General features: G+C 67.7%; 20 protein-coding genes. 15 read left to right on the top strand and 5 right to left on the bottom strand.

Features of this window, described 5'->3' with window-relative positions:
- Positions 1-8: 8 nt before the first annotated feature.
- On the bottom strand, positions 9-284 hold the full coding sequence (locus EPO41_RS15980; protein ID WP_296326836.1) for a metal-sensitive transcriptional regulator: 276 nt from the start codon (positions 282-284) through the stop codon (positions 9-11).
- 37 nt (positions 285-321) lie between these two features.
- Between EPO41_RS15980 and EPO41_RS15975 the strand changes: the two genes are divergently transcribed.
- The 3 genes from EPO41_RS15975 (at position 322) to EPO41_RS15965 (ending at position 4,096) form a co-directional block, all read left to right on the top strand.
- On the top strand, positions 322-2,676 hold the full coding sequence (locus EPO41_RS15975) for a heavy metal translocating P-type ATPase (protein ID WP_296326834.1): 2,355 nt from the start codon (positions 322-324) through the stop codon (positions 2,674-2,676).
- Between the two features lie 78 nt (positions 2,677-2,754).
- Positions 2,755-3,102: a hypothetical protein gene (locus EPO41_RS15970; RefSeq protein WP_296326833.1), complete on the top strand. Its 348-nt coding sequence runs from the start codon at positions 2,755-2,757 to the stop codon at positions 3,100-3,102.
- 82 nt (positions 3,103-3,184) lie between these two features.
- Positions 3,185-4,096, top strand: a complete 912-nt coding sequence (locus EPO41_RS15965; RefSeq protein WP_296326831.1) for a TerC family protein — start codon at positions 3,185-3,187, stop codon at positions 4,094-4,096.
- A 57-nt stretch (positions 4,097-4,153) separates the two neighbouring features.
- On the opposite strand, the gene EPO41_RS15960 is transcribed toward EPO41_RS15965, so the two are convergent.
- Together EPO41_RS15960 and EPO41_RS15955 are read right to left on the bottom strand one after the other, a co-directional pair.
- Positions 4,154-5,071: a phosphoribosylaminoimidazolesuccinocarboxamide synthase gene (locus EPO41_RS15960; RefSeq protein WP_296326890.1), complete on the bottom strand. Its 918-nt coding sequence runs from the start codon at positions 5,069-5,071 to the stop codon at positions 4,154-4,156.
- 115 nt (positions 5,072-5,186) lie between these two features.
- Positions 5,187-5,579 carry a carboxymuconolactone decarboxylase family protein gene (locus EPO41_RS15955; protein WP_296326830.1) on the bottom strand — a complete coding sequence of 131 codons (393 nt, stop codon included), beginning with the start codon at positions 5,577-5,579 and terminating at the stop codon, positions 5,187-5,189.
- A 91-nt stretch (positions 5,580-5,670) separates the two neighbouring features.
- Between EPO41_RS15955 and EPO41_RS15950 the strand changes: the two genes are divergently transcribed.
- A complete protein-coding gene (locus tag EPO41_RS15950; protein ID WP_296326829.1) occupies positions 5,671-7,569 on the top strand; it encodes a potassium transporter Kup in 1,899 nt (632 codons plus the stop codon).
- Between the two features lies 1 nt (position 7,570).
- Here EPO41_RS15950 and EPO41_RS15945 read toward each other — a convergent pair whose 3' ends face one another.
- Both EPO41_RS15945 and EPO41_RS15940 read right to left on the bottom strand, forming a co-directional pair.
- Complete coding sequence (locus EPO41_RS15945; protein WP_296326828.1) at positions 7,571-7,816, bottom strand: hypothetical protein; 246 nt, start codon at positions 7,814-7,816, stop codon at positions 7,571-7,573.
- 23 nt (positions 7,817-7,839) lie between these two features.
- Positions 7,840-8,397: a hypothetical protein gene (locus EPO41_RS15940; RefSeq protein WP_296326827.1), complete on the bottom strand. Its 558-nt coding sequence runs from the start codon at positions 8,395-8,397 to the stop codon at positions 7,840-7,842.
- A gap of 34 nt (positions 8,398-8,431) precedes the next feature.
- On the opposite strand from EPO41_RS15940, the gene EPO41_RS15935 reads away from it, so the two are divergent.
- The 11 genes from EPO41_RS15935 to EPO41_RS15885 all read left to right on the top strand — a co-directional run bounded on the left by EPO41_RS15935 (position 8,432) and on the right by EPO41_RS15885 (position 24,058).
- Positions 8,432-8,614 (top strand): hemin uptake protein HemP, encoded by a 183-nt coding sequence (locus EPO41_RS15935; protein ID WP_296326826.1) that lies wholly within the window; start codon positions 8,432-8,434, stop codon positions 8,612-8,614.
- 107 nt (positions 8,615-8,721) lie between these two features.
- Positions 8,722-10,962 (top strand): TonB-dependent hemoglobin/transferrin/lactoferrin family receptor, encoded by a 2,241-nt coding sequence (locus tag EPO41_RS15930; protein WP_296326825.1) that lies wholly within the window; start codon positions 8,722-8,724, stop codon positions 10,960-10,962.
- On the top strand, positions 10,956-11,798 hold the full coding sequence (locus EPO41_RS15925) for an energy transducer TonB (protein WP_296326824.1): 843 nt from the start codon (positions 10,956-10,958) through the stop codon (positions 11,796-11,798). Before EPO41_RS15930 ends, EPO41_RS15925 begins: the two co-directional genes overlap by 7 nt.
- A 12-nt stretch (positions 11,799-11,810) precedes the next feature.
- Entirely contained in the window at positions 11,811-12,860 is a 1,050-nt protein-coding gene (locus EPO41_RS15920; RefSeq protein ID WP_296326823.1) for a ChuX/HutX family heme-like substrate-binding protein, read from the top strand.
- Positions 12,860-13,723: an ABC transporter substrate-binding protein gene (locus tag EPO41_RS15915; RefSeq protein ID WP_296326822.1), complete on the top strand. Its 864-nt coding sequence runs from the start codon at positions 12,860-12,862 to the stop codon at positions 13,721-13,723. The genes EPO41_RS15920 and EPO41_RS15915 overlap by 1 nt, the downstream gene beginning before the upstream one ends.
- Positions 13,720-14,754 (top strand): iron ABC transporter permease, encoded by a 1,035-nt coding sequence (locus tag EPO41_RS15910; protein ID WP_296326821.1) that lies wholly within the window; start codon positions 13,720-13,722, stop codon positions 14,752-14,754. The genes EPO41_RS15915 and EPO41_RS15910 overlap by 4 nt, the downstream gene beginning before the upstream one ends.
- On the top strand, positions 14,751-15,530 hold the full coding sequence (locus tag EPO41_RS15905) for a heme ABC transporter ATP-binding protein (RefSeq protein WP_296326820.1): 780 nt from the start codon (positions 14,751-14,753) through the stop codon (positions 15,528-15,530). The genes EPO41_RS15910 and EPO41_RS15905 overlap by 4 nt, the downstream gene beginning before the upstream one ends.
- Before the next feature lie 122 nt (positions 15,531-15,652).
- Positions 15,653-16,909, top strand: coding sequence for a hypothetical protein (locus EPO41_RS15900; RefSeq protein WP_296326819.1), 1,257 nt, complete (start codon positions 15,653-15,655; stop codon positions 16,907-16,909).
- 9 nt (positions 16,910-16,918) lie between these two features.
- A complete protein-coding gene (locus EPO41_RS15895; RefSeq protein WP_296326818.1) occupies positions 16,919-18,364 on the top strand; it encodes an SrfA family protein in 1,446 nt (481 codons plus the stop codon).
- A 39-nt stretch (positions 18,365-18,403) separates the two neighbouring features.
- Positions 18,404-21,370 (top strand): virulence factor SrfB, encoded by a 2,967-nt coding sequence (locus EPO41_RS15890; protein ID WP_296326817.1) that lies wholly within the window; start codon positions 18,404-18,406, stop codon positions 21,368-21,370.
- A gap of 18 nt (positions 21,371-21,388) precedes the next feature.
- Positions 21,389-24,058 (top strand): virulence factor SrfC family protein, encoded by a 2,670-nt coding sequence (locus EPO41_RS15885; protein WP_296326816.1) that lies wholly within the window; start codon positions 21,389-21,391, stop codon positions 24,056-24,058.
- Positions 24,059-24,067 lie beyond the last annotated feature (9 nt).

The raw sequence follows: 24,067 nt of genomic DNA, 5'->3' as shown, positions 1-24,067 counted from the left end.
ATTCCTCGTCAGCGCCTGCGACTATCCAGCACTTCGAGTATCTCGTCGATCTTGATCTGCCGGTCCTTTTCCGAGCCGGCATGAAAGGCATGCGCCACGCAATGCTGCAGGTGATCGCCCAGCGTCTCCTGCTCGACCTTGTCGAGCGCGGCGCGCACAGCGCGGATCTGCGTCAGCACGTCGATGCAGTAGCGCTCCTCCTCGATCATGCGCGCCACGCCCCGCACCTGCCCCTCGATCCGGCTGAGGCGCGCGAGCTGCGACTTCTTGAGCTTGTCGTCCATCCTTGAACCATACCCCCGTAGGGTATAGATAGCAAGCATGAGTCACGCCTGCTGCCACGCGTCACACGCGCCCGCCACTGCGGCTCCGGCCGCGGACCCCAATATCGCCATCGATCCCGTCTGCGGGATGAAGGTGAAGATCGAGGGCGCGAAGAACACGACCGTGCATGAGGGGCAGACCTATTACTTCTGCAATCCCAAGTGCCTGCAGAAGTTCACCGCGGAGCCCGCGCGATACCTGAAGGCCGAGGAGGCGCCGCCCGCGCCGCCGGTCGCGCCCGGCACGATCTTCACCTGCCCCATGCATCCCGAGATCCGCCAGGTCGGACCGGGAAGCTGCCCGATCTGCGGCATGGCGCTGGAGCCCGCCGAGATCTCCCTCGACGACGGCCCGAACGTGGAGCTGGTCGACATGACGCGCCGCCTGTGGATCGGCGGCGCTCTCAGCGTCCCGCTCGTGGCGCTCGACATGGGCGGCCACCTGTTGGGCCTGCACGAGTTCCTGCCTCACGGCATCGTGCCCTGGCTGATGCTGGCGCTCGCGACACCGGTGGTCCTGTGGGCCGGCTGGCCCTTCTTCGTGCGCGGCTGGCAGTCGGTACAGACCGGCCATCTCAACATGTTCACCCTGATCGCACTCGGCACTGGCGTCGCCTGGGCCTACAGCGTCATGGCAACCGTGGCGCCCGGCCTGTTCCCCGCCGGCCTGCGCGGCACCGACGGGTCGGTGCCGGTCTATTTCGAGCCGGCGGCGGTGATCGTCGTGCTGGTGCTGGTGGGACAGGTCCTGGAACTGCGCGCCCGCGACGCGACCGGCGGCGCCATCAAGGCGCTGCTGGGACTGGCCCCGCGCACCGCGATGCGCATCGACGCCAACGGCAACGACACGGAAGTGGCGATCGACCGGATCGCGGTCGGTGACCGGCTGCGCGTGCGGCCGGGCGAAAAGGTGCCGGTCGACGGCGCGGTGATCGAGGGTGCGGGATCGGTCGATGAATCGACCATCACCGGCGAGCCCATGCCGGTCTCCAAGGCGGCGGGAGCCAAGGTGATCGGCGGCACCGTGAACGCCAGCGGCACCTTCGTCATGAAAGCCGAGCTGGTCGGCAGCGACACGATGCTGTCGCGCATCGTCAAGATGGTGGCCGAGGCGCAGCGCAGCCGCGCGCCCATCCAGCGCCTGGCCGACATCGTCGCCGGCTGGTTCGTGCCGGCGGTGATCGCCGTCTCGGTGATCGCCTTTGCCGCCTGGTCGATCTGGGGCCCGTCGCCCGCGTTTTCCTACGCGCTGGTGGCGGCGGTCTCCGTGCTGATCATCGCCTGCCCCTGCGCGCTGGGTCTCGCCACGCCGATGTCGATCATGGTCGGTGTCGGCCGCGGCGCCGCCGCCGGCATCCTGATCCGCAATGCCGAGGCGCTCGAACGGTTGGAGAAGGTCGATACTCTCGTGATCGACAAGACCGGCACCTTGACGCTCGGCAAGCCGAGTCTGGCGAGCGTGGAGTCGTTCGACCGTCTGTCCGGGGACGAGATCCTCCGGCTGGCCGCCAGTCTCGAGCGCGGCAGCGAACATCCCATCGCAGCGGCGATCCAGGCCGGCGCGCGGGCACGCGGCGTCTCGACCGCTTCTGTCGAGGGCTTTGCCTCCCCCGCCGGCAAGGGCGTGTCCGGCACGGTCGATGGAAGCCGCCTGCTGCTGGGCAACGCCGCCTTCCTGCGCGAAGCCGGTGTCGATGTCGCCGACGCCGACGCGAAAGCCGACGCGCTGCGCCTTGACGGCGCCACGGTCGTGCTGCTGGCCGTCGACGGCCGGGCCGAAGGGCTGCTGGCGGTGAGCGATCCCGTGAAGCAGACGACGCCGGAGGCGCTGAAGCGCTTGCGCGACGCCGGCCTGCACATCGTCATGCTGACCGGCGACAACCGGCGCAGCGCTGCCGCAGTGGCCGGTCGGCTGGGCATCGACGCGGTCGAAGCCGAGGTCCTGCCGGAGGACAAGGCGCGGATCGTCCAGAAGCTCAAGGCCGAGGGCCGCGTGGTCGCCATGGCCGGCGACGGCATCAACGATGCGCCCGCTTTGGCCGCGGCCGATGTTGGCATCGCCATGGGCACCGGCACCGACATCGCCATCGAGAGCGCCGGGATCACCCTGGTGAAAGGCGACCTCCTGGGCATCGCCCGCGCCCGTCACCTCTCCCGGGCGACCATGGCCAACATCCGCCAGAACCTGTTCTTCGCCTTCGTCTACAACGCGGCCGGCGTGCCGGTGGCGGCGGGCGCGCTCTATCCCCTCCTCGGCATCACCCTCAGCCCCGTCCTCGCGGCGGCGGCCATGGCGCTCAGTTCGGTCAGCGTCATCGGAAATGCACTCCGACTGCGACGACTGGAGATCTGAGCCGCTGCGACATTTTCGGGAGGGTCGTGTCGCTTTGCGCTTGATCTGCAGCGGGCTCCGCCGGAAATTGACCGAACCATGCGCCTGATCCATCGATCGCACCGCGCCGCCAACGCTGTCCGGACCGTGTCTCCGAGCGGCGAGCTGTTCGTTGCCTCGATCGTGATCTGCATGATCCTGGCGTCGTTCGGCGATGCGGTCGATCCGACCTGGTTCGGCGAGGCAGGACTGGAGTTCGCCATCTTCGATCTGGGCGGCGAATTTTCGGTTCTGGCGATGCGTCACTGGCATCTCCTCGAGCTGCTGCTGGCCGGCGGCGTGATGGCCGCGGGCATCATGATCCTGCGCATCGTGGCCGGTGCCTTCTTCCGGCCGCTCGATCCCGCCGACTCCGGCGCCGTCGAGAAGGTGCCCATCAAGCTCTGACGACTGGCTGAAACGCCTGCGACCGCCGCTCCTTCGGGAGCGCGCGGCGTCGGCACGCATTCACTCGTTGTTGGAGATTTTCATGGAACTCGAACTGTTTTCGGGCGCCTTCTTCTCGGCGCTGCTCGCCATCATCCTGATCGACCTCGTGCTGGCGGGCGACAATGCCCTCATCATCGGCCTGGTCGCGCGCAATCTTCCCAAGGAAAGCCAGAATAGGGTCATCTTCTGGGGCACCTTCGGCGCCATCGCCATCCGTGCCCTGATGGCCATCCTCGTCGTCTACATCCTGGCCGTGCCGGGCTTCATGCTGGCCGGTGGCCTCGCGCTGGTCTGGATCGCACGCAAGCTGCTCACGCCCCAGGACAGCGCCGAGGAGAGCCACCTCGTCAAGGCGCCGGCCGCGAGCTTCGCCGCGGCGGTGCGCACGATCATCATCGCCGACGCGGTGATGGGCATCGACAACGTGCTGGCCATCGGCGGCGCGTCGCACGGCTCGATCCTGCTGATCCTGCTGGGCCTCGCCATCAGCGTGCCGATCATCGTCTGGGGCAGCCAGCTCGTGATCAAGCTGGTCGACCGCTACCCGTCCGTTATCCTGCTGGGCGGCGCGGTGCTGTGCTGGACCGCCTACGGGATGATCGTCCGCGAGCCGATGCTGGTGTCGTGGTTCGAAGCCCATCCGGCCGCCAAGCTGGTCTTGGCCGTACTGGCTTTCTCGATCGCGCTGGCGCCCTGGTACGCGGAACGTCTCAGCGAGTCGATGAAGCCGCTGACGGTGCTCCTCCCTGCCATCCTGATCTGGATGCTGGGCTTCGAAGTCGCTGCCAGCGTCTGGAAGGTCCAGGCCGACTATCTGATGGCGACCACCCAGGGCGAGTACCTGATGGAAGGCCTGCGCTGGATCGGCTGGCTGCCGCTCGCCGCGCTCTTCCTGTGGGTGCGTGAGCGGCTCGTGCTGCGCAGCGCGCGTCTCGCCCGCAGCCCGCAGTAAGGCTGGAGCAACCAATCCCTTCTCCTCCCCCGCAAGTCGGGGGAGGAGAAAGGTTTCTTACGACACCGACAGTTCGGCGCCGGTCAGGCGTCGATAGGCCTCGAGGTAGCGCTTGCTGGTCGCCTCGACGACTTCGGGCGGCAGCTTGGGCGGCGGCGCCTCGCCGTTCCAGCGCCCGGCGTGGCGCTCGACGTCGAGCCAGTCGCGCAGCGGCTGCTTGTCGAAGCTGGGCTGCGGCTTTCCTTCTGCATAGCCATCGAGCGGCCAGAAGCGCGAGGAATCCGGCGTCATCACCTCGTCGATCAGCAGGATCTTTCCGGCGGCCGTGCGACCGAACTCGAACTTGGTGTCGGCGATGATGATGCCCTGCTTCAGCGCGACGTCGCGGCCGCGCGTGTAGACGAGACGGGTCAGCCGTTCGAGTTCGGCGGTGACGTCGGCGCCCAGCACCTTCTGCATCTCGGCGATGGTAATGTTTTCGTCGTGGCCGCTCTCGGCCTTGGTCGCCGGGCTGAAGATCGGCGGATCGAGCCGGCCGCTCTCCTTCAGTCCCTTGGGCAGGGTCTCGCCGGCAAGGGTTCCGGACTTGGCGTATTCGCGCCAGGCCGAGCCGGTGATGTAGCCGCGCACCACGCATTCGATGGGAAATACCGTCCCGCGCCGGCAGAGCATGGCGCGACCGGCGATCTCGGCACGGTGCCCCTTCAGCGCCGGCACCGCGGCAATGATCTCGTGGGCGTCGGCCGAGATCATGTGATGATCGACGAGGTCGCCCAGCTGGCGGAACCACCAGGCGCTGACCTGGGTCAGCACGGCGCCCTTCTGCGGGATGGGCTCGGCCATCACCACGTCGTAGGCGCTCACCCGGTCGGTCGCGACCAGCAGCAGCCGGTCGGCATCCACCACATAGACATCGCGCACCTTGCCGCGCGCGATCCGCTCCAGCGGCAGGTCGCTCACCGTCATCAGCATCATCATATCCCTCGTCCTGAGGAGGCCGCGCCGCGGCCGTCTCGAAGGACGGGCCACAGTGCGGATGCCCACCCTTCGAGACGCGGCCCGCGGCCGCTCCTCAGGGTGAGGTTCCTCGTTAACCTTCCTTGCGCAGTTCCTCGAACACTTCCTTCGCGGTGAGCAGCGCCTCGCGCACCGACGGCAGGCCGATATAGCCGCAAAGGTGCATCAGCGCCTCGGACAATTCGTCCTCGGTCCAACCCTGACGACGGGCCATGCGCAGATGAATTGCAAGTTCCGGCCAGCGCGCCTGGGCGGTGTCGGAGATGACGCAGATCAGCGTCTTCGTCTTGAGGTCGAGGCCGGGGCGCGACCACAGCATGCCGAATACCGCCTCGCGGGCGTAGTCGCCGAATTTCTTCATCATGGGGTCGTCGTAGACCCACTTGTTCATGTCGGCGGCGAATTTCTCGCCCATCAGGCTGGCGCGGATTTCGCTGCCCTTCCGGTAGTTCTCGCTCTCGGCCACGGTTTCCTCCTTTGTTACGAATTCTGGACTGCAGCGTCCCGGAATTCGCGGCTAGGATCAATCGTTCGCAGGGGGGAGTCGCGTTACAGAAATGGCCGCCAACGGCACCGCAGTTGAACCCGCTGGCCGGCGGCGCCGGGCAGCGCTGACCCTGGCCGCCCTCGGTGTCGTCTTCGGCGACATCGGCACCAGCCCGCTCTACACCGTCAAGGAGTGCTTCAGCGAGTACACCGGCATCCAGCCGACGCACGACAACGTGCTGGGCATCCTGTCGCTCATCACCTGGGCGCTGATCGTCGTCGTCACGCTGAAGTACGTCGCCGTCGTCATGCGCGCCGACAACAAGGGCGAGGGAGGCGTGCTGGCGCTGATGGCGCTGGTCTCCAGCCAGAGCAACATTCCGTCACCCTGGCGGCGACGGCTCTATCTCATGCTGGGCATTGCCGGGGCCGCGCTGTTCTACGGCGACTGCCTGCTGACGCCCGCCATCTCCGTGCTGAGCGCCGTCGAGGGCCTGACCGTCGCCACGCCAGCCTTCCAGCCGATGGTCATCCCGATTGCGCTCGGAGTCATCGTCGCGCTGTTCTCAGTCCAGCATTTCGGCACCAGCGGCATCGGCAAATGGTTCGGCCCGATCACGCTCCTCTGGTTCGTCGTGCTGGCGCTGCTCGGCATCCACCAGATCGTGCAGCGTCCCGAAGTGCTGATGGCGCTGTCGCCGCACCATGCGATCGGCTTCGCCATACGCGAAAAGATCGTTGCCTTCATCGCGCTGGGAGCGATCACGCTGGCCATCACCGGCGCCGAGGCGCTGTATGCCGACATGGGCCATTTCGGCGCAAAGCCCATCCGGATGGCCTGGCTCGGCCTCGTGTTGCCGGCCCTGCTCCTCAACTACTATGGGCAGGGAGCGCTGATCCTCGAGGATCCGACCGCCCTGGCCAACCCATTCTTCAATCTCGGACCGGATTGGGCGCTTTATCCGCTGGTTGTCCTGGCCACGGCCGCCACGGTGATCGCCTCGCAAGCCACCATCTCCGGCGCCTTCTCGATGGCCAAGCAGGCGGCCCTGCTGGGCCTCAGCCCGCGGGTCCACATCCAGCACACCTCGGCCAGCGAATTCGGGCAGGTCTACCTGCCGGTGGTCAACTGGCTGCAGATGCTGGGCGTCGTCATCCTGATCATGGCGTTCAAGTCGTCGACCAACCTCGCCTCGGCCTACGGCATCGCCGTCACCGGCACGATGCTGATCACGAGCATGCTCGTCTGCGTCATCGCGATACGCAAGTGGAACTGGGGCTGGTCGCTCAGCATCCTCGTCTTCGGCGGCTTCATGGCGCTCGACCTGGCCCTGCTCTCTTCGAACATGCTGAAGTTCCTCGACGGCGGCTGGGTGCCGCTGGCGATTGCCGCGCTGATCTTTCTCTGCATGTGGACCTGGCTGACCGGCCGGGCGGCCGTCGCCAAACACGAGCAGGCAGAAGCGCTGCCTCTGGAAACGCTGCTCGAGAGCATCAACCCGGCCCGCGTGCACCGGCCGCAGGGTACTGCCGTCTATCTGACCGCCACGTCTACCAATGCGCCGCGCTCGCTGATGCACAATCTCAAGCACAACGAGGTGCTGCACGAGCACGTCGTGCTGCTGAGCATCGAGGTCCCTGACATCCCCTTCGTATCATCCGGAGACCGAAGCCAGGTTACGCATCTCGGCAAGGGCGTGCATCGGGTCGTGCTGCACTATGGCTTCATGGAGCAGCCCGACGTGCCGAGCGCTCTCGCCCTGCTCGAGGACAAGGGCATACCGTTCGACCCGATGCGCACGTCTTACTTCATCGGCCGCAACACATATATGGCGGCCACCACATCGCCGTTGCCGCGTTGGCAGGAGAAGCTCTTCCTCGCTCTGTCGCGTTTCTCCGCCAGCGCGGGAGACTTCTTCGGCCTGCCCACCAATCGCGTCGTCGAACTGGGCAGCCGCATCGAGATCTGAGTCAGGCGTCGAAGCCGGTGAGCGAGATCGCATCCCTCGCCGGCGGCTGCAGGCCGCGCGAGAGCAGATCGCCCAGCCGGGCGAAGATGCGGCCCGCTTCGGTGCAGCCGACATCCTGGGCCACCGCCTCGGCGGCGATGTTGAGCAGCGCATTGCCGGCGAGATCGCGGCACTCCGCAGGCAGGCCTTCGACGGCATCGGCGATCACGCGCATGGCGTGCTGCAGGTCGGAGAGACGATCGGGCATCGGGGCGGTCAAGGCAGCGGCCTTCAATTGAGGCGGCCCGCGGCGGCACCGGCCGCCGGAGCGATCCTGAGGCCAGCGCCCGCGAGCGCGACGGCAAATGCCTTCAGGCGGATCGCGGCGACGCGGGACGCGGTGGGCGCCATGAGGATGTCGAGCGACGCCAGCAGCGACGCGTCATGATCCGCTTGCGCGAGACCGCAAAGCGCCACCAGCACCGCCTCGTCGTGGCTGACGCTCGAGCAGGTCGGCACGTGGACTTCCATCGCGCGGCGCGCGCCGAACAGGAATGCATCCATGGCGATCGCGAAGTCCGGCAGCGCGTCGATGACACCCGCGACCTTGAAGCCGCGATGAAGGATCGACCCTTCGCGAGGCAGCGCACGGTCCTGCTGCCACTGACGCAGGGCCCACAACACGAACCGCTCGCTCAACGGCAAGGCGCAGGCGCAACCGGCCTTCCCACACCCCGGCCTGGGGTCGCGTTGCAGGGCGCTAAGCCGCTGTTCCTGAATGGTTTGCATGGCCTCACCGAAAATTGAAGGACCTTGACGAGAAAGACATTCTATGAAATTAAGAGTCATTCGCAAACCTTATAATGAGGCAGTGAGAGACGCCATGAACGACGTGACCCGTCCGCTTCGGGTGCGGGATTTGCAGAGCGACAGGCTGGAAGTTTCCATTCCGGCGGTTGAGAGCGCCGCGCTCCTGCAAGGACGGCGCGAACTCATGATCCGTCACGGAGCCGAGCTCTACCGGTTGCGCCTGACCGCTTCGAACAAACTCATCCTGACGAAGTAATTCGAAACCCCGAGGGGCCATCCCTCCTCGGTCAAACTGCCCAGCCAGCCGGTCCCGCAAGGGTTCCGCAAGCCAGGCGTCCTTTTTTCCCTGGGGACCTGGTTCAAATGAAGCTGCGCATCGTCTACGCGCTGATGGCCACGACAGCCATCTGCGCGCCTCTCGCCACGCCCGCCTGGGCGCAGGCACCGACAACACCCATCGCCGATCCGGCACAGGCACCGCCGGCCAGCCAGGCCGTTCCCACCCAGCTCGACGCCGTGACGACGGCGGCGATGCGCAGCCGGCGACCGCTCGACGATGTGCCGGCCACCGTCTCCGTGATCACGACCGAGAACATCGACCGCGAGAACATGCAGGACGTCCGGGACCTCGTTCGCAACGAGCCCGGCGTCACCGTCGGCAACAATCCCGGACGCGCCGGCTTCCAGAACTTCGTGATCCGCGGCATCGGCGGCAACCGCGTGCTGCTGATGGTCGACGGCATGCGCACGCCCGACTTCCCCGACAGCAACCAGGGCGCCGGCACCTATTCGCGCGAGCAGCCCGACCTCGAGGACATCAAGCGGGTCGAGATCATCCGTGGCCCCGCATCGGCCCTTTACGGCTCCGACGCGATCGGTGGCGTTGTCGCATACACCACCAAGGATCCCGGCGACTACATGCGAGACGGCAAGGACGTCTATGCCAGCGCCAAGGCCGCCTATAGCGGCGCCAACCTGCAGTTCTCCGAATCGTTCACCGGCGCGGTCCGCTCCGGCAACGTCGAGTTCATGGGCATCTACACGCGGCGCGACGGCCAGGAATTCCAGCCGGCGCAGACGACGGTCAGCCCGAATCCCACGACCTGGTACAACAACAATTTCTTCGCCAAGCTGGTGATCAAGCCGACCGAGGTCGACACGATCCGACTGACCGGCTCCTACAACCAGAGCGCACAGAGCACCAATGTGCTCAGCGCCGTCGGCACCTTCCCCAGCCTGTTCGCGCGGATCTACGACGAGTGGGGCCAGGACTACACCAACACCTACCGGATCAGCGCGCAGTGGGAGCACAACGCGCCGATCGGCTTCGTCGACCGGCTGAGCTTCCTTGCCTATTTCAACTCGGTCTACACCCAGGCCGACACCTACACGCTGCGCGGCGGAACAACCAGCGTCGTGCCGAGCAATGCCCGCACCTCGCAGTTCTACTACACACAGAACGTCACCGGCGCCGAGTTGCAGATGCATACCGATCGCGAGATCGGCGGCCTCGACAACTTCTTCACCTATGGCCTGAGCTTCGCCTGGACGACGACGACCCGGCCGCGCAACAGGACGCAGATCACGCTGGCGACCGGCGCCACGACGAACTCGGTGGGCGGCGAACTCTATCCGAACAAGAACTTTCCCGACACCGACACGGTGCAGGCTGGCATCTACGTCCAGGACGAGATCAGCGCGCTGGGCGGACGGCTGAAGATCACGCCGGCGGTGCGCCTCGACTACTACAGCATGACGCCCAATCCGGATAAGTACTTCTGGAACTCGACAGGTGCCACGCTCAATGCCGTGCCGTCGGCGACGACCTACGTCTCGGCCTCGCCGAAGCTTGGCCTGCTGTACCACTTCAACGACACCTATTCGGGCTACTTCCAGTACGCGACGGGCTTCCGCGCACCGCCGTACGACAACGCAAACTTCGGCTTTACCAATGCCGCGTCGTTCTACCAGATCCTGCCCAACGCCAACCTGAAGCCCGAGACGGCCAACTCCTTCGAAATCGGCTTCCGCGGCAAGTACGAGAACGGCTCGAGCTGGCAGCTCACTGGCTTCTACAACCTCTACAACAACTTCCTCGAAACCGTCGTCGTCGGCATGGTGGGCCCGGTCACGCAGTACCAGTACGTCAACCTCACCAACGTGACGATCTGGGGCATCGAGGCGCGCGGCGAATACCGCTTTGCGCCGGAATGGGCGGTGGCCGGCTGGACGGCCTTCGCGCAAGGCACCGACACGAGGACCGGCCTGCCGGTCGACTCGGTGTCGCCGTGGACCACCCAGGCCCGCATCCGCTACGGCTTCGACAAGGGCGTCGTGGCGCAGCTCATCGGCACGGTGGCGGCGGCCCATACCCAGGTCAGCAGCCCGACCTACTTCCAGGCACCGGCCTACTTCAATCTCGACGCCACCGTCGGCTACGTCTTCAACGACCACTTCAAGATCAATGCCGGCGCGTTCAACATCACCAACGCCAAGTACTGGAACGCTCCGGACACGATCGGCATTTCGCCGACCAATCCGCAGCTCGATCTCTATGCCCAGCCCGGCCGGTATTTCGGCGTCAACCTTCTGGCCAAATGGTAGTCCCGGCAGCCCTCTCTGCCGAGCGACTGCCGGCGCCACCGGCACGCGGTCCACGCGTGTCGGTGGCGTTGTCGCTTGCACTGCATGGGCTGGCCATCGTTCCCCTTCTTCTCGCCGGCATATCCGGCAGCAGCGCCAACGACGACGAGCCGGCGCTCATGGTCGAGCTGTCCCTCGCGGCCCCCACCACCGGCGCCGCTGCCGAGGCCGACCAACCCGAAACCACGCCCGAACCGCAGCAGCAGCCCGAGCTGCCGACCCCTCCGGCCGAGCAAACCGAGGCGACGCCGCCGCCCGAGCCGGAACCGCCGCCTCCGCAGGAGGTCGCTGCCGCGGAACCCGAGATCAAGGTCGAGCTCCCTCCGCCGGACGAGCCGCCACCTCCGACTGCCGCCGAGTTGAAGCCGGCGGAGCCACCCAAGCCCAAGCCGCCGCAGGCCAAGCCGGCCGCCGCGCCCCGTCCGACGGCTCAGGCTGCCGTCACGAAGGCTCCCGTGCCAGACGCCGGCAATGCCAGCATCACGCAGCAGCAGGCCGCCTCCTCCTCGTCGCTCATCGTGTTCGAGGGAAAGCCGCGCTACCGGATCCCGCCGACACCGGCCGTCTACCCGCCGCGCTCCATCGAGCTCGGCCAGCAGGGCGAGGTCATGGTGCGCGTGCGCCTCGATCCCGACGGAACCGCGGCTGAAATCATGGTCTGGCGCAGCAGCAGCTTCCCCCTGCTCGACCGTGCCGCGCTCACCGCGGTGCGCGGCTGGCATTTCCTTCCCGCCCTGCGCGACGGCCGCCCGGTCGCCGCCTGGGTGGAAATCCCGGTTCGTTTTCATCTTCGTTGAAAGGACAGTCTGATGCTCTCATCCCCGAATACGGACCTTGCCGCCCGTTGGAACACCCTGCGCGGCGAGAAACCTGCGCTCCGCATCCGCGATGCGGCCGCGACGCTGGGCGTCAGCGAGGCCGAGCTGGTCGCACTCGGCGTCGGCCAGACGGCCACACCGCTGACGACCGACTGGCGCGGCATCCTGAACGACATGCCGGAAGTCGGCCGCGTGATGTGCCTCACGCGCAACGAGCATTGCGTGCATGAACGCCATGGCCGCTTCGAGGGCGTGGACGTGAAGGCCCCGCACGGCATCGTGCTCGGCCCGGACATCGACCTGCGCCTGTTCCTTGGCTCGTGGAAGCACGGCTTCGCGGTGCGCGAGCCACTGAAGCAGGGAGAACGGCTCAGCCTGCAGTTCTTCGACGGCGCCGGCGATGCCGTGCACAAGATCTACGCCACGGACGAGACCGACCGGCCGGCCTTCGATGCGCTGATCGTGCGCTACACGGCCGCGACGCTGCCCGATATGAAGATCGGCAGGCGCGCGCCCGATGCGGTGGATCGTCCCGATTCCGAGATCGACGTCGCGGGCCTGCGCACGGCCTGGCTCGGCATGAAGGACACGCACGAATTCTTCGGCATGCTGGGCAAGTTCAAGGTCGGTCGCGTCCAGGCGCTGCGGCTGGTTGGCGAGGATCTCGCCCGCGAGCTTCCGGCGCGCGCGTTGCGCGCCGCCTTCGAGGCCGCGTCCGCCGACAGCACGCCGGTCATGGTCTTCGTCGGCAGCCATGGCTGCATCCAGATCCATACCGGCCCGGTGAAGCGCCTGGTCGACACGCAGGGCTGGTTCAACGTGCTCGATCCGGACTTCAACCTGCACCTGCGCGACGCGGGCGTGGCCCGGGTCTTTTCGGTGCGCAAGCCGACCGAAGACGGCATCGTCACCTCGATCGAGGCGTTCGACGCGCACAACCGCAACATCCTGCTGATGTTCGGCGCCCGCAAGCCCGGCAAGCCGGAGCTCGAGGAATGGCGCGCCATCGTCGCGAACGTCGAGAAGCAGGCGGCCTCGTGATGAAGCGCCGCACCGCCCTCGGCCTGGGACTCGGCGCGGCGGCAGCCACGGCCTTCCCGGCCCATGCGCAGCAGCCGCCCCGCATCGTGTCGGTCGGCAGTTCCATCACCGAGATCATCTACGCGCTCGGTGCCGAGAAGCTGCTGGTCGGCGTCGATACGACCAGCATGTACCCCGAGGCCGCGCGGAAGCTGCCGCAGGTCGGCTACATGCGGGCGCTGTCGGCCGAGGGCGTGCTGTCGCTGAAGCCGACCCTGATCATCGCGACCACCGCGGCCGGCCCGGCCGGCGCGCTCGACCAGCTCAAGGCGACCGGCATCGAGATCATGATCCTGCCCGATCTCTACGACTACGACAGCGTCGTCACCAAGATCGCCGCCATCGGCAAGTTGACCGGCAAGGTGGCCGAGGCCGACGCCCTGATCGCCAAAGGACGCGAGGCCATGAAGACGCTGGCCGCCAGGCTTGCGATGGCGAAAAGCCACCCACGCGTGCTCTTCCTGCTCTCGATGACCGGCGGTGCGCCGCAGGCCGCGGGCCGCGACACGGCGGCGGCCGGCATCATCAGGCTGGCGGGCGGCATCAATGCGGTCGACGGTTATTCGGGCTACCGGCCGCTCACGCCGGAATCGGTCATCGCCTCCAACGCCGACTATGTACTGGTGACGCGCCAGACCGTGGAAGCGATGGGCGGCAAGCAGGCCATCCTCGACCAGCCGTCGCTCAACCGCACGCCGGCCGGCAAGGCCGGAAGGATCATCGAGTTCGACACGCTGCTCCTGCTTGGCTTCGGCCCGCGCACGCCCGAGGCGGCCACCGAACTCGCGATGGCGCTGCATCCAGACCTCGCGCGCTCGCCGTGACGGCACTTGCGTTGCGGCGTCCGATCCCGCTGTTTGCGCTCGCCGCCCTGGCGAGCGTCGTAGCCAGCCTCTGCATCGGCGCCTTCCCCGTCGGGTTCGGCCAGATCCTGTCGGCCATCGGCCTGTCGAGCACGCCGCTCGACGACACGACGGCAGCCGTCCTCTACGCCATCCGTGCGCCGCGCGTGTTCGCAGCCTTCGCCGTCGGCGCCGCGCTGGCGGCCGGAGGTGCGGCAATGCAGAGCCTGTTCCGCAACCCGCTGGCCGATCCCGGCCTGCTCGGCGTCTCGAGCGGCGCGGCGCTGGCCGCCGTGTCGACGATCGTGCTGGGCGAGAAGGTGATGCACGTCGTGCCGCCGGACCTGCGCCCCTGGTGCCTGCCGATCGCGGCCTTCCTCGGCGGCCTGGCCGCCACCGTCGTCGTCTATCGCATCGCCGCACGCGAAGGCGTGACCCTGGTCGGCACCTTGCTGCTGGCCGGCATCGCCATCAACGCGCTCACTTCCGCCGGCATCGGCATGCTCGTGTTCGTGGCCGACGACCAGCAGCTTCGCACACTCATCTTCTGGACGATGGGCGGCTTCGGCTCCGTCACCTGGGTCGCCATCGCGCCTGCCTTGCTGATCCTTCTGATCAGCGTGCCGACCCTGCTGCCGACCGCGCACCTGCTCGACGCGCTGGCGCTCGGCGAGCGCGAGGCCGGCCATGTCGGCGTCGACGTCGAACGCCTGAAGAAGCGGCTCGTGGCCCAGGTGGCGCTGGCCGTCGGCGCCGGCGTGGCGATCTCGGGCATCGTGGGGTTCGTCGGCCTGATCGCACCGCACATCGTGCGCCTGCTGCTCGGCCCGTCGCATCGCACCCTGCTGCCGGCCGCGGCCCTGTTTGGCGGCGCCTTCCTCGTACTGGCCGATGCGCTGGCCCGCACCATGGTCTCGCCGGCCGAGCTGCCGATCGGCGTGCTCACCGCCCTGGTGGGTGGGCCCTTCTTCCTCTGGCTCCTCGCCAGCCGCGCCGCGCGAGGTGGGCTGTGAAACTCCTGCAGGCCATCGGCATCGAGATCAGGGCACGGACGCGGACACTGCTGCGCGACGTCTCCATAGATGTCGCTCCCGGTGAACTGGTGGCGATCATCGGACCGAACGGCGCGGGCAAGAGCACCCTGCTCAACGCTCTCGCCGGCGACCGTACGCTTTCCTCCGGCGAGATCCTGCTCGACGGACGGCCGCTGGCGCAGTGGAGCAAGCTGGACCTCGCGCGCCGCCGCGCGGTCCTGCCGCAGCATTCGGCCGTAGCCTTCGACTTCACCGGACTGCAGATCGCCACGCTGGGGCTGCTGGCCCATCGGGGCAGCCTGTCGGAACGGGAGATGCAGACGTTGGCCGAAAAGGCCCTTGCCGAGACCGAGGCGCTCGGTTTCGCCGACCGGCCCTATACCGTTCTGTCGGGTGGCGAACGACAGCGCGTCCAGCTCGCACGCGTGCTTGCCCAGTGCGACGCCGACCCCGCGGCCACGCCGTTCCTGCTGCTCGACGAGCCGATCACCGGCCTCGACCTCTCGCATCAGCATGCGGCGCTCTCCAGCGCCCGGCGTCGGGTCGATCGTGGACTTGGCGTACTTGCCGTCTTGCACGATCTCAACATGGCGGCGCGTTATGCAGATCGGGTCGGCATCGTCGAGGATGGCCGTGTGACAAATCTGGGACCGACACGCCAGACGCTCGACCCCGAGAGGCTCTCGGCCGTCTTTGCGACACCCATTGTGCGGCTCGAAGCCGCCGGGAGAACAGCATTTCTCAGTCCCGGCTGATTCACCGCGAATCGGTGTTCAATCCGACACAAACCCGCCGGATTCGAACGATGTTATGATGCTTCGATCAGCAATCATAAGTCCGACCTCAGGCATCCATGGGCGAACGCCCTACTTTGTTGATGACGACCCGACTGGGCGTACGTCCTCTGGGCGTGCGGGGCGAACCGCTGCACTCGGTCGCCGGCCAGTTGCTGTCCGTCATACGGCGTCGCCTGGGTGACGGCCCCGCCGACCTGCTGGCCGAACCGCAGCTTCGCGAGTCCGGCGCTGGCATAGACTGGTACGCGGCGCGCAGCGGTACCGCCCGACGCCTCAGCGAACTGGATGAGACGCAACGCACGGAAGCCCTGCGCATCGTCGAGGATCACCTTGCGTCCATCCGGTCGCTGGGCGCGCAGCTCATGGGCTCGCAGACCAGCGAAGAGGCGCGGCTGATCGGGCGCTCGCTCGAACTCTCGACGTCGCGCCCCTCGGACGATTTCGTGTTCGTGATCGACGGCCAACCGGTGATCGTCGCCTGGGGTTACGAAGCCGACGCCGCGGCGAGCCTGCAGCCGTTCCAGCTGGCGACGGTTCCCGCCGCGGCACGGCCGGAAGCGGTATTCGCGAGCGCTCCGGCGGCCGCGATGCTGCCGGCGACGCGCATCGTCGGCTGGGCGCCTTGGTTCAGTGCCCTGCTGTTCGGCCTGTTGCTCCTGCTTCTCCTGCTGCTGACCTCGTGGCTGCTGCGCGCCTGCGTGCCGGTCGATCCGACCCTGAACGTCGCGACGCTCGAGACGCCGGCACCGCCGGCGCCCGAAGCGCCGCCCGACCCGACGCCGCTGCTGAAGGCTGCCCTCGATTCGGCCGCTGACGAGGAACGGAAGCTCAAGGCGGAGCTCGCATCGCTCGAAGCCGAGCTCAAGGACAAGCTCGAACAGTGCAAGCCGGTCGAGCCGCCCAAGCCGCCGCCCCCACCGCCCGTGGCGAAGGTCGATCCGCCGAAACCGCCGCCACCGCCGCCGGCCCCCAGGCCGCAGCCACCGCAGCAGGCCTCCGCGCCGCCCGTCAATCGGCCGCCGCCGGGCCAGCTTCCCTGCGACTGGTCGGGTGATTCGGGGGGCGAGGGCGTGACACGCAACAAGCACTATCTCGGCGACAAGCCGGGCTTCGTGGCGCTGAACTATCAGCTCTTCGTGCGGCCCGACGACATCAAGGTCATCTATCGCGGCCAGCAGCTCGCCGGCACAGGCGGTCCGCGCAGCGGCCGCGGCGGTTTCGGGTTCGACTGGAATCCGGTCGCCGGGGATTATTCGGTCGACGTGATCGTAACGGGTGAACAATGGGGCACGCGCTGGAACTACGCCATTGCCTGCCCGCGTGGCAGCAGACGGTGAGGAGCTGAGATGGCCGCAGGTCCGCTACTGGTCAGTGAGCCACTGCAGCGCTATCGCGCGCTCGGGCTGGCGGGCGATCCGGTCTGGCGCGCCGCGGGACAGCTGCGCGCCGCCATCGCTTCGCGCCTGTCACGCGAGCATGCCGACCTTCTGGCAGTCCCTGAGGTCGAGCCGAGCGGCCGCACGATCGACTGGTACGCGCCGTTCGACGGCGAGGTGAAGCGTCTCGTCGATCTCGGCGAGGCCGAACGCCGCGAGATCCTCGACAAAGTGCACCGTCTGCACGGCGAGATCGCCGGACTCGCGACCCAGATGGAAGCGGTGGAACGCTCCAGCGCCGAACGCAACTTCGCACGACTGCTGCGTCACGCACTCACTGCACCCGGCGAAGAGACGCTCTACGTCGTGAACGGCCGTCCGGTGATGACCTTCTGGGGCTTCACCGCCGATGCCGCCCTTCCGGGGGTGTTCCTGCCCAGCCTGCCGCCGGCGGTCGCGCCGCGCGTCGCCGCTCCTCACGTCGCGCGGCCCGAAGCCGTCATGGCCTCGGCGCCGGCCGTCGCCGCCGTCGCGGCCCCGCGCACGGTATGGTGGCAGTGGCTGCTGCTCGGCGTGGTGCTGATGCTGATCCTGGCGCTGCTCGCCTGGCTGGTGCGGCCCTATCTGCCACGCATCGAACCCTACATCGAGGCAGAGGCCCGCGAACGTGCACTGGGGTTCTCCGTCCGCCAGCCAATGGAGCTGCAGCAGACCCGCGTCGCGACGCTGGCGCATGACTATGAGGAGCTGCGCCTCGAACTGGCCCGTCTGACCGACGAAATCTCGCGCCGGGGCGGTGATTGCGCAGCCGGCGTCATCGGACCGGGCGGCGTGATCGTCGGCTCCGCCGGCGGGCCGCCGATCGAACGCGGCGCCGGCGCCGATACCGGTGTGGCCGCCAACGATCAGACCAAGGATCCGAACAAGCCGGACGCCAAGGGTGCCGACATGAAGGGGCCGGATGGGCAGAACAAGGACAAGAGCGCCGCTGCGCCCAGCGATCCAAAGAACGATGCCCGGAACGACAAGAAGGAAGAGCCGAAGCCGATGATCGTACCACCCGAGGCCAAGCAGAAGCAGGACCTCGCTTTCCTGAAGGGCGACTGGCGGTCGCGCACCGGCCTCGCGACCGCGACCGGCGAGAAGGATCTGCGCCCGTCCTACACGCTCGACGACAAGGGCAAGGGCAAGGTGTCGTTCACCCAGAAGAACGGCGCCACCTGTGAAGCTCCGGCAGAAGCGCGCTGGGACGGCACCAGGCTGGTGATCGAGGAAAAGAGCAATCCGCGCTGCAGCGACGGCAAGACCTACGCCCGCAACACCGTGAACTGCGAGATCGGTGCCGATGGCGCGGCGCAATGCAAGGGCAGCCAGCCCGGCGACCCGCGCAGCTATCAGGTGCAGATCGGCCGCTGAGACCCTACATACACATGATGATGGCCGTACCGGAGTGACATGAGCGACCTCGCCCGCCTGCCGAGCTATCCCAGCCCGACGACGCTGATTGCCCGCTCCGGCATCCAGTTCCTCGACTTCGGCTTCGATCCGGTGCGCCTCAAGGTGCGCGAATGGGGTTTCCATGACGCCGCCGCCTCGAACGTGGTCGACGACCTGGTCCAGCTCGACTTCGACGAGAGCCGCGGCCAATACGAGGTGGTCGAGAATGGCCGCCGCCGCGCCGCCGATCCCAATCTGGTCATCACCGCCAAGGACGCGCTTGCGCCCTTCCTCGACAAGTGGGTGCCGGTGCCGTTCCTGCAGGTGCGGCCCAACAATCAGTTCCGCGAGGGCCCGGCCGACTGGGCACGCGTGCGCGTGGTCGATCTCGAGGCACGCTACGGCCCGGGCTATCGCGACGAGCAGGGAAACAGGTATCGCGCGGTGCTGGCCTTCGACACCGGCCTGATCGCCGAAGCCGAGGGCCGCGCCTATCTCGCCCCCTCGCCCAAGGACGTGACGTCCGGCGCGTTGTTCGCGCTGGCGCCGCAGCAGCGCGCCAATCACTGGCTGCTGCGCCAGGGCTGGATGGTGCAGTGGCTCGACGAGCTGTTCCACGAACTGCATCCGCGCGCGACCGCGGAAGAGATCGACAACGACATCAAGCAGAAGCCGCAGGAGGCCACGGCGCGCTATCTCGCGTTCCTCGGCCTGCTCGCCGCCGCGGTGCATTTCCCGCCGGTGAAGCTGGTGGGCGACGCCGAGCGGCCCGGGCGCGGCGCGATCGAAGTGGATCTCGTGCTCGACGTCGGCAATTCGCGCACCTGCGGCCTGCTGATCGAGGCGGCCGGCGAACTGGGCGTCAACCTGAACGATTCCTACGAACTGGCACTTCGCGACCTCTCGCATCCCGAGGTCGTGCACACGCGGCCGTTCGAATCGAGGGTGGAGTTCGCGCAGGCCTGGTTCGGCAAGAACCACCTCTCGCGCCTCGGCGGCCGCGCCGATGCGTTTGTCTGGCCGACCATGACGCGGGTCGGCCCCGAGGCGACGCGGCTGGCGGCCCGCCGGCGCGGCACCGAGGGCAACACCGGCATGTCGAGCCCCAAGCGCTACCTGTGGGACGAGGAGCCGCAGACACGCGAATGGCGCTTCAACGTCGCCTACGCCCAGGACCAGACGGCGATGCCAGCCGCCGCCGGTCCGATGGCCCAGCTCGTGAACCAGAAGGGCGAGCCGCTGCACCTGGTCGATGCCGATGCCGATTCGGCCGATCACCTGCCGGTGTTCGAACCGCTCTACTCGCGCTCCTCGGTGATGACTTTCGTGCTGACCGAAGTGCTGCTGCAGGCGCTCACCTTGATGAACTCGCCGCAGCAGCGCGGCCGCCGCGCCCATGCCGAGACGCCGCGCCGCCTGCGCCGCATCGTGCTCACCCTGCCAACCGGCATGCCGCTCGCCGAACGCCTGATCTTCCGCAAGCGCGCCGAGGCAGCGCGCGATCTCGTCTGGATGATGCTGGGCTGGAAGCTCGACGATCCGGCGGCGCCGGCGCCGCGCGTGCTCACCGACTGGGACGAGGCAAGCTGCACGCAGCTCGTCTATCTCTACACCGAAGTCGCGCGCAATTTCGGCGGCGACGCCCGCCGCTTCTTCCAGGTCACGCGCAAGCCGCGCGGCAAGCCGGCCGAGGACGTGCTCAACATCGCGAGCATCGACGTGGGTGGTGGCACCACGGACCTGATCATCAACTCTTACCGCCTTGAGGGAGCTGGCACGTCCGTGACCTTGTTCCCGGAACAGAAGTTCCGCGAGGGCTTCAGCGTCGCGGGCGACGACATCCTGCTGCGCGTCGTCCAGGGCCACGTGCTGCCACCGATCGAAGCAGCGCTGCGCGTGGCCGGCATCGCCAACCCGGCCGACCTCATGGCCGAGCTGGTGGGCGGCGACCGCGGCGGCGAGGACGTGATCCAGCGCAACCTGCGCCAGCAGTTCGCGCTGCAGATCGCCCACCCCCTCGCGCTCGAGTTCCTGCGCGCGGCCGAGACCTACGATCCGACCTCGGGCGTCGTCGCGGCCGAGCCGCGCGCCTACGAGACCTTCTTCCCCGGCGGCGCCAAACCCTCCGAGGAAGTCGTCACCTTCGTGAACGAAGCAGCCCGCAAGCGCGGCGCCCAGAACTTCGACCTGCGTGAAGTGGTTTTTCCGGTCGACCTGCCGGGCCTCGACAAGACGGTACGGGCCGAGATGGGCCGCGTCCTGGCGCCGCTCGCCGAGATCGTCCACGCCTACGACTGCGACGTGCTGCTGCTGTCGGGTCGGCCGTCACGCCTGCCCGGTATCCGCTCGCTGGTGATGGAGCTGCTGCCGCTGCCGCCGGAACGGGTGATCTCGCTGCACGACTATCGCGTCGGCGCCTGGTATCCGTTCCGCGACGCGCGCCTCAGGGTGGAGGATCCCAAGACGACCGTCGCGGTGGGCGCGATGATCGCCGCTCTCGCTCAGTCGCAGCTTCCGGATTTCTCCTTCCGTTCCGACCTGCTGCGCTCCAGGAGCATCGCCAAATTCATCGGCAAGCTCGACGGCGGCGGCCGCCTGCAGAAGGAAGATCTCATCTTCCGCGACGTCGATCTCGACAATCGCGAATACGAGCTGCCGGAAGTCGCCTTCGAGTTCCGGGGTCCCATGTGGCTCGGCGCACGCCAGCTCGACCTGGTGCGCTGGCCTGCGGCGCGGCTCTACGCGCTGGAATTCGCCAAGCCGGAATATGCCGAGCGGCATGCCCGCGAGACGCCGTTCAGGATCGCGCTCGCCCGGGTGAAGCCCAAGGACAAGGACTCTGGTGACGTCGAACGTTTCCGCCTGCGCCAGGTGACCAATCGCGACGGCCGCGCCGTCGCGCTCGACCGCCTGACACTCCGCCTCCAGACACTGCCGCGCCGTGAGGGCTACTGGCTCGACACCGGCATGCTCAAGACCGGTTGAGGGACTTTCGGGTAGATCATGGACACAGTCGATCTCAAGCTTGCTCAGGATTGCGAGGCGCTGGCCGTCGCCGCGAGCGAGGGCGTGGCCTGGCTGAAGGATGCCGCCGGACAGTCGCCGACGGTCGCGCAGCAAGCGCCGTCGCTGGTGAGCGAGCTACAGAAGGTTCGCAACCAGAGCCGCAAGCTCGCGCGGGCCGCCCGGCGCCGCATGTGCGTGGGCGTGTTTGGTCCGAGCCAGGCGGGCAAGTCTTATCTCGTCTCCATCCTCGCGAGCCGCGACGGCCGCCCGTTGCAAGCCCGATTTGCCGACAAGACCTACGACTTCCTGAGCGAGATCAACCCTCCCGGCAATCGCGAGTCGACGGGCCTGGTCACGCGCTTCGGCCTCGGCCTCAGCGACGGCTCGGCCGAATTCCCGGTGAAGGTGCGGCTGCTCACGCAGACCGACATCGTGAAGATCCTGGGCAACTCCTTCCTGCTCGACTTCGACCACCAGAAAGCCGAGTTCGTAGGGCCCGACGGTGCGGCGATCCGCAAGCGACTGACGGAACTGAGGGTCAAGGCGCAGCCGATGCCGGTCGGCGATCTCGACTCCGACGACGTGCTCGACCTGATCGAGTATTTCGACACCTTCTTCGCAGGCGTCACCGCCGAGCTGCGCACCGACTACTGGCGCGAGGCGATCGATCTGGCGCCGCGTCTGTCAGGCCACGACCGCGCCAGGCTCTGGTCGGTCCTGTGGTACGATTTTCAACCCTTCACCGATCTCTACCTGACCCTCTATGACGGGCTGCAGAAGCTCGGCCACGCCGCCGAGGCTCAGCTCGGCATGGACGCGTTGATCCCCCGCGAGAAGAGCATCGTCGACGTGCTGACGCTCGATCGGCTGGGCGCCGATGCGGACGATCTGCTGCTGGTGCGCCCTCGCCGCGCCGACGGCCGCTCCTCGCCGGACGCCCGCCTGCCGCGTTCGCTGGTCTGCGCCCTCACCGCCGAGCTGAACGTCGCGATCGACGAGAAGCCGTGGGACTTCTTCGACCATACCGACCTGCTCGATTTTCCGGGCGCCCGCTCGCGCCTGAAGCTCGCCAACCTCGACGACGTCGCCAAGACCAAGGGTGTGGCCGAGGGCGCCAATCCGCTGCGCGAGCTGCTGCTGCGCGGCAAGGTCGCCTATCTCTTCCAGCGCTACTCGGCCGAGCGCGAGCTCAGTGCCATCCTTCTGTGCATCCCCGACGGCAATCAGGAGGTCCGCGACCTCTCCGACATGATGACAGCGTGGATCGACCAGACGATCGGCGCCACGCCGGCGGACCGCGCCAGGCAGAAGAACGCGCTGTTCCTCGTGCTGACCAAGATGGACCGCGAGTTCGAGCAGAAGGCCGGCGAGACCGAGGAGTCGCGCCGCCTGCGCTGGAGCGCGCGCCTCGGCAATTCGCTGGTCAACAATTTCCGTGGCGAGTGGCCGCTCAACTGGGACGGCAAGCCCTTCGACAACAGCTTCTGGCTGCGCAATCCGACCGTCATCGACGAGCGGCTGATGGACTATGACGGCGGCCGCGAGGTCGACATCGCCGATTCCTTCGCCCAGCGCGCCGGCGAACTGCGTCGCCATTTCATCGAGAACGAGGACGTGCGGCGCCACTTCGCCGATCCGGCGCTGGCCTGGGACGAGGCGTTCCGCGCAAACGACGGCGGCGTGGCACACTTGGTGAAGAGCCTGATCCCGGTCTGCGATCCCGCGATCAAACGAGCCCAGGTGCGCGGCCAGCTCGAGGTCCAGCTGCGCCGCCTGGTCGACCGGCTGGCCGGCTTCCACAGCGCCTCCGACGGCGACGCCCGGGCCAAGAAGCGCGACCTCGTCCATACCGTCCTGCGTGGTCTCGCCAACGTCATCCAGCAGCAGCTGTTCGGCGAGTTGGTCGCTGCCCTGCAGGTCGCCGACACCGCCCTGCGCGAGATCTACTTCCGCATCGCCACGGCACGGCCATCCGACGAGGGCGTGGACAGGAACGGCAAGCCGCACGCCGCGGCAGCGCAGTCGACCGGCGCTGCCGTCGACCTCGGCGCCATCTTCGCCGACGTGTTCGGCGAAGAGCCCGGCCGCGGCGCGCCGCCCGCCGGCGTGCTCGAGGATCGTGCCGAACGCTTCGCCCGCGAGGCCGCCGAATACTGGCTCGAAAACATGCGCCGCATCGGCGCCGACGAGAAGGCGCTGTCGCATTTCGGCGTCGACCGCCAGCATCTCGGCTGGCTGATCGACGAGCTGATCGTGGGCGCCCACCGGCTGAAGCTGATCGACCAGCTCTCCCACGAGGTGCGCGAACTGGAGAATGCGGCCAACGCCAAGTGGGAGGAGATCGCCGAGCGCCAGGTGCGCACGGCCTCCTCGGCGCTCAACGGCTATGTCAGCGCGCTGGGCTTCGACAAGCTGCCGCTCGACCAGCGCCCCGGCCTGCCGCCCAACGCCCCGGTGCGCCGCGTGTTCGAGCAGCCGACGATCATGGTCGACGGAATCCCGCAGCTCAGCGAGAACCCGGCGCCGATCTATGCCGATTACTGCAAGGACTGGATGCGCGCCTTCCTGCAGCTCGCCATGGACAATGTCGGCTACGAGGGCGGACGAGAGATCACGCCCGAACAGAACGACCGGCTGGGCGCCATCCTGCGCACCGTGGCGGCGTAGAGGGTTTCG

Origin of the sequence: Reyranella sp. (assembly GCF_004297265.1) — a bacterium.
In the GTDB taxonomy this organism is placed as follows: Bacteria; Pseudomonadota; Alphaproteobacteria; order Reyranellales; family Reyranellaceae; genus Reyranella.
This window is presented reverse-complemented; position numbering and strand designations above follow the sequence as displayed.